This is a genomic window from Cyanobium sp. T1B-Tous, from assembly GCF_024345475.1.
Classification (GTDB): domain Bacteria; phylum Cyanobacteriota; class Cyanobacteriia; order PCC-6307; family Cyanobiaceae; genus Cyanobium_A.
Genome location: NZ_JAGQBE010000095.1, coordinates 1 through 6,763, shown reverse-complemented (window position 1 = coordinate 6,763; position 6,763 = coordinate 1). Strand labels below are relative to the sequence as shown.

Annotated in this window: 7 protein-coding genes and 1 pseudogene; 4 read left to right on the top strand and 4 right to left on the bottom strand. The window is 65.5% G+C overall.

The window, feature by feature from the left end:
• Positions 1–977 (top strand): lipid-A-disaccharide synthase-related protein (locus tag KBY71_RS14105; RefSeq protein WP_254929525.1); only part of this gene is annotated, 977 nt, incomplete at its 5' end.
• Entirely contained in the window at positions 974–1,240 is a 267-nt protein-coding gene (locus tag KBY71_RS14100; RefSeq protein WP_254929524.1) for a hypothetical protein, read from the top strand. The genes KBY71_RS14105 and KBY71_RS14100, both read left to right, overlap by 4 nt.
• On the opposite strand, the gene KBY71_RS14095 is transcribed toward KBY71_RS14100, so the two are convergent.
• A complete protein-coding gene (locus tag KBY71_RS14095; protein ID WP_254929523.1) occupies positions 1,197–2,132 on the bottom strand; it encodes a TIGR01777 family oxidoreductase in 936 nt (311 codons plus the stop codon). The two genes, KBY71_RS14100 and KBY71_RS14095, sit on opposite strands and share 44 nt — an antisense overlap.
• Before the next feature lie 93 nt (positions 2,133–2,225).
• On the opposite strand from KBY71_RS14095, the gene ndhO reads away from it, so the two are divergent.
• A complete protein-coding gene (gene ndhO, locus KBY71_RS14090) occupies positions 2,226–2,486 on the top strand; it encodes an NAD(P)H-quinone oxidoreductase subunit O (protein ID WP_254929527.1) in 261 nt (86 codons plus the stop codon).
• Between the two features lie 74 nt (positions 2,487–2,560).
• The gene (locus KBY71_RS14085) at positions 2,561–3,817 is read left to right on the top strand and encodes an O-antigen ligase (protein WP_254929522.1); all 1,257 of its coding nucleotides are present in this window, start codon (positions 2,561–2,563) and stop codon (positions 3,815–3,817) included.
• On the opposite strand, the gene KBY71_RS14080 is transcribed toward KBY71_RS14085, so the two are convergent.
• The 3 genes and pseudogenes from KBY71_RS14080 to KBY71_RS14070 form a co-directional block, all read right to left on the bottom strand.
• A complete protein-coding gene (locus KBY71_RS14080; protein WP_396095544.1) occupies positions 3,806–4,462 on the bottom strand; it encodes a DnaJ domain-containing protein in 657 nt (218 codons plus the stop codon). The genes KBY71_RS14085 and KBY71_RS14080 overlap by 12 nt on opposite strands.
• A 164-nt stretch (positions 4,463–4,626) precedes the next feature.
• The gene (locus KBY71_RS14075; RefSeq protein ID WP_254929521.1) at positions 4,627–6,195 is read right to left on the bottom strand and encodes an iron uptake porin; all 1,569 of its coding nucleotides are present in this window, start codon (positions 6,193–6,195) and stop codon (positions 4,627–4,629) included.
• Positions 6,196–6,620: 425 nt separating this feature from the next.
• Positions 6,621–6,763 (bottom strand): annotated as a pseudogene (locus KBY71_RS14070) (photosystem II D2 protein (photosystem q(a) protein)); the annotation flags it as partial.

Genomic DNA, 6,763 nt, shown 5'->3' with positions numbered 1-6,763 from the left:
TGCTCTATGTGCTGGGGCGCCTGCTGCTGCTACGCCGCCGCCGCCAGGCCTACGGCCTGGTGCTGGCCGTGGGGGACGTGCTGGCGGTGCTGGGGGGCTGGCTGTCGGGCTTACCCACCGCGGTGTACCTGGTGGCCTACTCCAGCCACTACGAGGGCCGCCTGCGGCTGCCCTGGCCCTGCAGCTGGCTGCTGGGGCGGCCGGCCATCCGAGCCATCTGGAGCCGGGATGCCCTCACGGCTAGCGACCTCAGCCAGCAGCTAGCCCGGCCCGTGACCTTCCTGGGCAACCCCTTTCTGGACGTGGTGAGCGCCCAGCCCAGCCCGCCCCCGGCCAGCGCAGTCCAGGAGCCACAACTGCTGCTGGTGCCCGGCAGCCGCCTGCCAGAAGCGGCCCGCAACCTGCAACGGATGCTGCAGCTGCTGGCGCTGCTGCCCGGCGACTGGGTGCAAGCCCAGAACCTGCGGCTGCGGGCCGCCCTGGTGCCCGACCTCACCCTGGAGCGCCTCACCCAGCTGGGCCGCCCCCTCGGCTGGCAGCTGGAGGGGCAGGAGCATCTCAGCTGCGGCCCCCTGCGCCTGGAGCTGGCCTGGGGCCAATTTGCCGCGATGCTGCCCCAGGCCTCGCTGGCGCTCTGCATGGCCGGCACGGCGGCCGAACAGGCCGTGGGACTGGGCAAACCGGTGCTGCAGCTGCCAGGCCGGGGGCCCCAGTTCACGGCGGACTTTGCCGAGGCCCAGCGCCGCCTGCTGGGGCCTGGCGTGCACTGGGCTGGCGGGGCGAGGGGCCAGACCCCAACCCTGGAGGCCTCCGCCGCTTTGGCGCGCACCCTGCTGGATGAGCAAGCCGATCCGGCCCGAGGGCCAGCAAGGCGGCAGCAGCTCGCCGCCATCGGCCTGGAGCGGATCGGCCGGCCCGGTGGCAGCCAGACCATGGCGGCAGCGATCATGACCCTGCTTGCGGCACCCACCCCATGACCACTCCTGAGCCCTCTCCCGGCCCCCTGCAGCAGCTCAAGGGCGCCATGGACACGGTGCTGGTGGTGGACGTGTTCGTGGTGATCGCCGGGGCGATCTGGTTTGCCACGGCCGTGGCCCTGCACAGCCAGCACGTGGAGGCACCCCTGGAGCTGTTTCAACGGCTATGGGAGCCCCTGTTCACCCCGGCGATCGGCCTGCTGATGGGCGCCGCCCTGCTCAGTGGGGTGCTGGGTTGGTGGCAGCGGCGAGGGCAGCGCTGAGCTTGGGGTACTGGAACGGGAATCCCTGGGCCAGCAACCGCTCCGGCAGCACCTGCTGACCTTCCAGCACCACCTGGGCCCCATCCCCGAGCAGCAGCTGCAGGATCGGTCCCGGCACCGGCAGCAGACTGGGCCGTCCCAGCGCCTTGCCCAGGGCAGCGGCAAAGAGGCCCATGGTGGTGGGCTCCGGACTCACCGCGTTGTAGGTGCCGCTGTAGGCGGAATCCTCCAGGGCCGTGGCGATCAGACGGCAGAGGTCGTGGCGGTGAATCCAGCTCATCCACTGGCGACCGGATCCCACCGGCCCGCCAAAGCCCATGCGGAACACCGGCAGCATTTTGCCGAGAGCACCCCCATCGGGCCCCAGCACAATGCCGATGCGGAGGGTCACCAGGCGGCAGGCAGGGGGCACCGGGTTGGTGGCCGCTTCCCAGCGCTGGCAGATCTGGGCCAGGAAATCGCGGCCGGCCGGGCTCGCCTCCGAGAAGCGAGCTTCGAGGCTGGAGCCGTAGAAGCCCACGGCAGAGCCATTCACGAGCACCCCAGGAGGCCGTTCCTGCCGCGCCAGGGCGGCCACCAGCAGCTCGGTGGTGCGCACCCGGCTCTGGAGCAGCAGTTCGCAATGGGCTGGGGTCCAGCGGCGCTCAGCAATCGGCTCACCAGCCAGGTTCACCACACCCTCGGCCTGGGCCACGGCCGCCTCGAGCCCGTTGTGCGCCCAGCTGGCGGGATCGGCCGGATCGAGGCGGATGCAGGAGAGGCGCTTGCCCACCAGGGCAGGAAAGGGCTGGGCCTGACGGCTCACCAGGGTCACCTCGTGGCCCAGTTCCAGCAGAAACGGCACCAGCTCGCGCCCCACAAACCCTGAGCAGCCCAGCAACAACAGGCGCATCCGATCATTCCCACGCGTGAGGGGGAGGCTAGGCCTTCAGACCGGGGCCAGGGCCTCCGGCCTTAGCCTGTCCCCAGCATGAATCCGACCTCCATGGCCGATCCCACCGCCGAGGTGAGCCCCACCAGCGCAGCGCCAGCACCGCTCAAGAAGGGCAGCCTGGTGCGGGTCAAAGCTGCGGCCTACGCCGGCAGCCTGGAAGCAGCCGCCAGCGACTCCCTTCTCCCGGGCTATGTGGTGGAAGGCCCCGGTGAAATCCTGGCCATCAAGGGGGACTACGCCCAGTTGCGTTGGCGACGGCCGGTGCCGGACGTGTGGCTGCGCCTGGATCAGCTGGAGGCGTTCAGCGCGTGAGGGCGGGCTTCCGCGGCCCATGGCCGTCCCCGGCTGCGCTGAGACAAGCCTTCACCCTGGCCAATGTGTGCCGCTTGTTTGCCTTGCTGCTGGTGGCCTGGCAGCCATTTCCAGGCGAATACCGGGTGCCCCTGGTGGGCTCAGCCCTACTGGGTTTGGCACTCAGCCTGCGGGGGGGCCTGCCCACTGTGGCCGAACCAGCCAGGCGCCTGGGGCTGCTGCTGCTGTGCCTGGTGATCCCAGGCCTGCTCTCCATCCCCACCTCCCTGGCCCCAGGCAAAAGCTGGGGAGAGATCGCGTCCGTTGCCCTGGTGGCCCTGGCGGGCATCAGCGTGCTCTACGGCTTACGGACCCGAGCGGATCACCAGTGGCTCCAGACAGGCCTGGTGGTGGTGATCGCGGCCTGGATCGGCGATGGACTCCTGCAGGCCATCACGGGAGCCGATGTCTTCGGCATCACACCAAAAGCGGAGGGAATGATCAATGGACCCTTCAGCACCAATGGCATTTTTGGAATCATCGTGGCGGTGCTCACCCCACTGGTGCTCTGGGAACCGCTGAAGCAGCGCAACCGCTGGGCCATCGCCCTCACGGGCGGACTGGTGGTGACAGTGATCCTCTCGGGCCAGCGGAACAACCTGCTGCTGTTGGTGCTGGGGCTGATGGCCCTCTCGACCCTCTGGAGCAAACGCACCCGCCTGATCGGCGCTGCCGCCCTGATCGCCGCCGTGGTGGCCATCTATCCACTGGCTCCAACCCTGCAACAACGGGCGGGCTGGATGTCCACATCCGCCACCGACATGGCCACATCGTTGCAACGGCTGCAGGACAATCCGGCAGACACCGAAGCCAGCCAGCATCTTTTTGATTCGCTGAACCGTTTCACCAGCGACCGGGCCTTCTTGATTGATGCTGGCCTGAAGATGATTCACGACCGGCCACTCACGGGCGTGGGGATCAACGCCTTTCGCCCGGCCTATCCGCTGTATGCCCAGCTAGCCCCCCATGGGCACCGCAGTAAACCAAGCCACGCCCACAACATCTACCTGGAGGTGACTGCCGAAACCGGGCTGATTGGGCTGGCGGGATTGCTACTGGCCATCGGACTGGGCTGGCGCTGGTTTCTCGTGGCCTCTGCCGAACGCCAGGCTTTGGCAGCGCCCTACGCAGCCACCCTGTTCGTGATGCTGTTTCCCCTCACCACCCACACCGTATTGCTAGCGGCCTTTTACTTCACTCTGCTGTTGATGGTTCTGGGCGGATATCTGTCGGCCCTGTTTTCACCAGAGATCGCCTTGATCGCCAACCCTGCGGAAGAATCAGAGGCCTAACTCCCGCCGCTGGGCCTGCAGGCTCTGGCGCCGCAATCGGGCTTGGCGCAGGAGTTCCCGGCCGTCATGGAGGTAGGAATCCACATAGCCCATGGTGTAGCGCTCCAGATCGGCGAGCGCATCCTTCACCAGGCTGAGGCAGTGGTAGAGATCGAGGGCAAAAGCCTGGCTGCCTGGCGGACAGGGCTGGGATTGGTAGAGCGCCTCCACCTTCACCAGGCGTGCTTGGCTCTGCTCTAAAAACGTGCAAAAAGCCTCCATCAGGCTGTCGTCGTAAGGATCGGCCGACAGCGCTTTGAGCTGGGCTGGGAAAGGGTTGATCACCTGCGCCAACAGACGATCAATCGGCGCATGCACCTGCTGCAACCACTGCTGCAGCGCGGCGTCATGGACGGCACTGCGCGCAGGGTGGGCACTCTTGACGGTCACGCCAGGGTCCCGAGGGCCCGAAGCCGCTCCGGACTGATGACGGTGAGGTTCGTGCCGCAAATCGTGGCGCCGGCGGCGCTCCCCATCGCCCAGCACTTCCCAGGCAGCATTGAGCTCCAGGATCGTGCGGTCGTCCCCGCCGGCATCGGGGTGATGGCGCTTCACCAGGGCGCGGTAGGCGGCCTTAATCTCGGCAGCGGTGGCGGCAGGCGACACGCCCAGCACGCGATAGGGATCGGCGGCGGTCAGGGCAGGCCCCCAGAAACAGCCACAATAAAAAACCCCGGCCGAAGCCGAGGTTGATCGAGGTGTGTGTTGAGAAGTGGAGGACGAAGGGCCGGAGGTGTGTGAGGGATCCGGCCCCAGTTGTGTTCTGAGGATCAGAACTTGAAGGTGGTCTTCAGCACAGCGCCGACGCTGTCGTCAACAGTGTTGGTGCCGTAATCGAAACCGCCGTTCTCGATCCAGAAGATCGCGGGGGTGATGCTGATGTTGTCGGTGACCTGGAACTTGTACCAGACTTCCAGACCAAACTGGTTGAACTCGGTGTTGCTCTCACCCAGGCCAATGCCGAAGGCATTGCCCTTGATGATCGCGTCAGCCCACTGCAGGCCCACCATCCAGGACCAGGTGTCGTCGGAGGCGCCAGAACCGTTGTACTGGGTAGCACCCACGCCGGCGCTGATCGAGGGGATCCAACCGGACTCTTCAGGCTGCCAGTAGGCGCTGAAGCCGTAGTTGTTGCTGCCGTTGACGTTGAAGATGCTGATTTCCGTAGGCAGGAAGCTCACACCACCAAGGATGGTGGCTGCTTCGGTGTAGTTGTAAGCAAAAGCTGCACCCCAGTTGCTGGCGGCATAGCCGACCTGCACGGTGGTGGTGCTGCCGTCGCCAAGGCCACCTCCGGTGGAGAAGCCATTGCCGTTGGCGTCAACAAAGTTGTTCTGGTAGCTGTAGGGAGCCGAGTACTCGTTGGAGACGTAGCTCACGCTAACGCTGAAACCTTCCTTCTCGTACCAGATACCGGCACCGGCACCCAGGTTGAGGTTGTAGGCACCGTTGGCACCAGCCAGTGTGAAGCGATCGAGGATCGAATCAGCGGGGTACACGCTGGGCCACATGGCCAGCATGTCGTCCTGACGGACCTTGGCACCGAAGGTACCAGTGAAGTTCTCGGAGATCGGGAACTGGTAGAAGAGGCGGTCGATGCTGACCACGTCGGAGCCAGCTTCCTCCTGGAAAGCGACTTCCATCAGAGCGGAACCACCGGGGCCGAACACGGAGCCACCGAAGTTGCCGGAGCGCAGGGTGGTGCGCAGCAGGTCCTTACCGGTGAAGCTCGTGTCGAGCATCAGGCGCACGTCGTAGTTGAAGGCGACGCGCTCAGCCTGAACGCCGGTGATGACGTTGGCAGCTTGAGCTGCCCCGTTGGCCGTGTTAATGACAGCGTTGTCGAAGTTGCCGACGACACCGTTGGAAGCACCGCCGATGGTGAAGGTGGCGATCCCCTTCAGCTTGGTGGTGGTGGAGAACTGGTTAGCTTCCAGTTCGCCCACTTTGGCTTCAAGACCGTCCACGCGGCCCTTGAGGATGGCGAGTTCCTTCTCGAACTCGGCCATCAGCTTCTTGAGCTCGTCGGTCACTTCGGTGACGCGGTCGAGGCAAGCGTTGAGCAGAGCAGCCGCTTCGAAGCGGGTCATGGCCCGGCCACCCTTGTAGGTGCCATCGGGATAACCAGCGACGCAGCCGTAGCGCTCGATCAGGTTGGACAGAGCCTGGTAAGCCCAGTCGGTGGGCTTGACGTCAGAGAACTGGGAGATGCTGGTGACTTGCTCCTCGGCGGCGTACTTGTTGACGCCGTCCAGGTTGAGCTCAGCAGCGGTAGCGGCCACAGGGGCCAGCAGACCGAGAGCTGCAGGAGCAACCAGCAGTTGCTTAAAGAGTTTCATGGGTTCCTCACACGAGTAGGCGCAATGCGCCGACCACATAGTGACCCGGTATCACAGCCCCAGCCCCTCACCCTGTGCCACTGCGCACAATGACACGCAGGTCCCGGCGCAGGCTCCATGAACGATGCCCCCGGCGCCGGGGTCCGAAGACCGCAGCACCGGGGGCTCTCGCCGGGCCTGATTCAGCCGCGAAACCAACTAGAGGGCGTTCTCCGCGATCAGCAGACCCTGGGTGAAACAACTGGAACTCACGGGCACCTCCTCCTGTGGGGATTGGCGTCAGCCGGCGATGCCTTCGGCGCCAGCCGGGCCCGAAGGCACGAACGGCACCACATCACTGCTGACAGAACACAGGAAATGTAGCCAAGAAAAAAGCGCCCCCGTGGAGGCGCTTTGAGCAATCCAAAACCAAGTGGACCCTGGGATCAGAGGGCGTTGCCGCGGGGCAGAACCTCTTCAGGGAAGACGAAGTTTTCGTGCGGCTGGTCAGCCGGTGCCATCCAGGCACGCAGACCTTCATTCAGAAGAATGTTCTTCGTGTAGAAGGTTTCAAACTCGGGGTCCTCAG

Excerpts from the sequence above, each read along its gene's own strand:
- ndhO (WP_254929527.1), top strand. The coding sequence starts at position 2,226 with ATGGCCGATCCCACCGCCGAGGTGAGCCCCACCAGCGCAGCGCCAGCA.
- KBY71_RS14100 (WP_254929524.1), top strand. The coding sequence starts at position 974 with ATGACCACTCCTGAGCCCTCTCCCGGCCCCCTGCAGCAGCTCAAGGGC.
- KBY71_RS14095 (WP_254929523.1), bottom strand. The coding sequence starts at position 2,132 with ATGCGCCTGTTGTTGCTGGGCTGCTCAGGGTTTGTGGGGCGCGAGCTG.
- KBY71_RS14075 (WP_254929521.1), bottom strand. The coding sequence starts at position 6,195 with ATGAAACTCTTTAAGCAACTGCTGGTTGCTCCTGCAGCTCTCGGTCTG.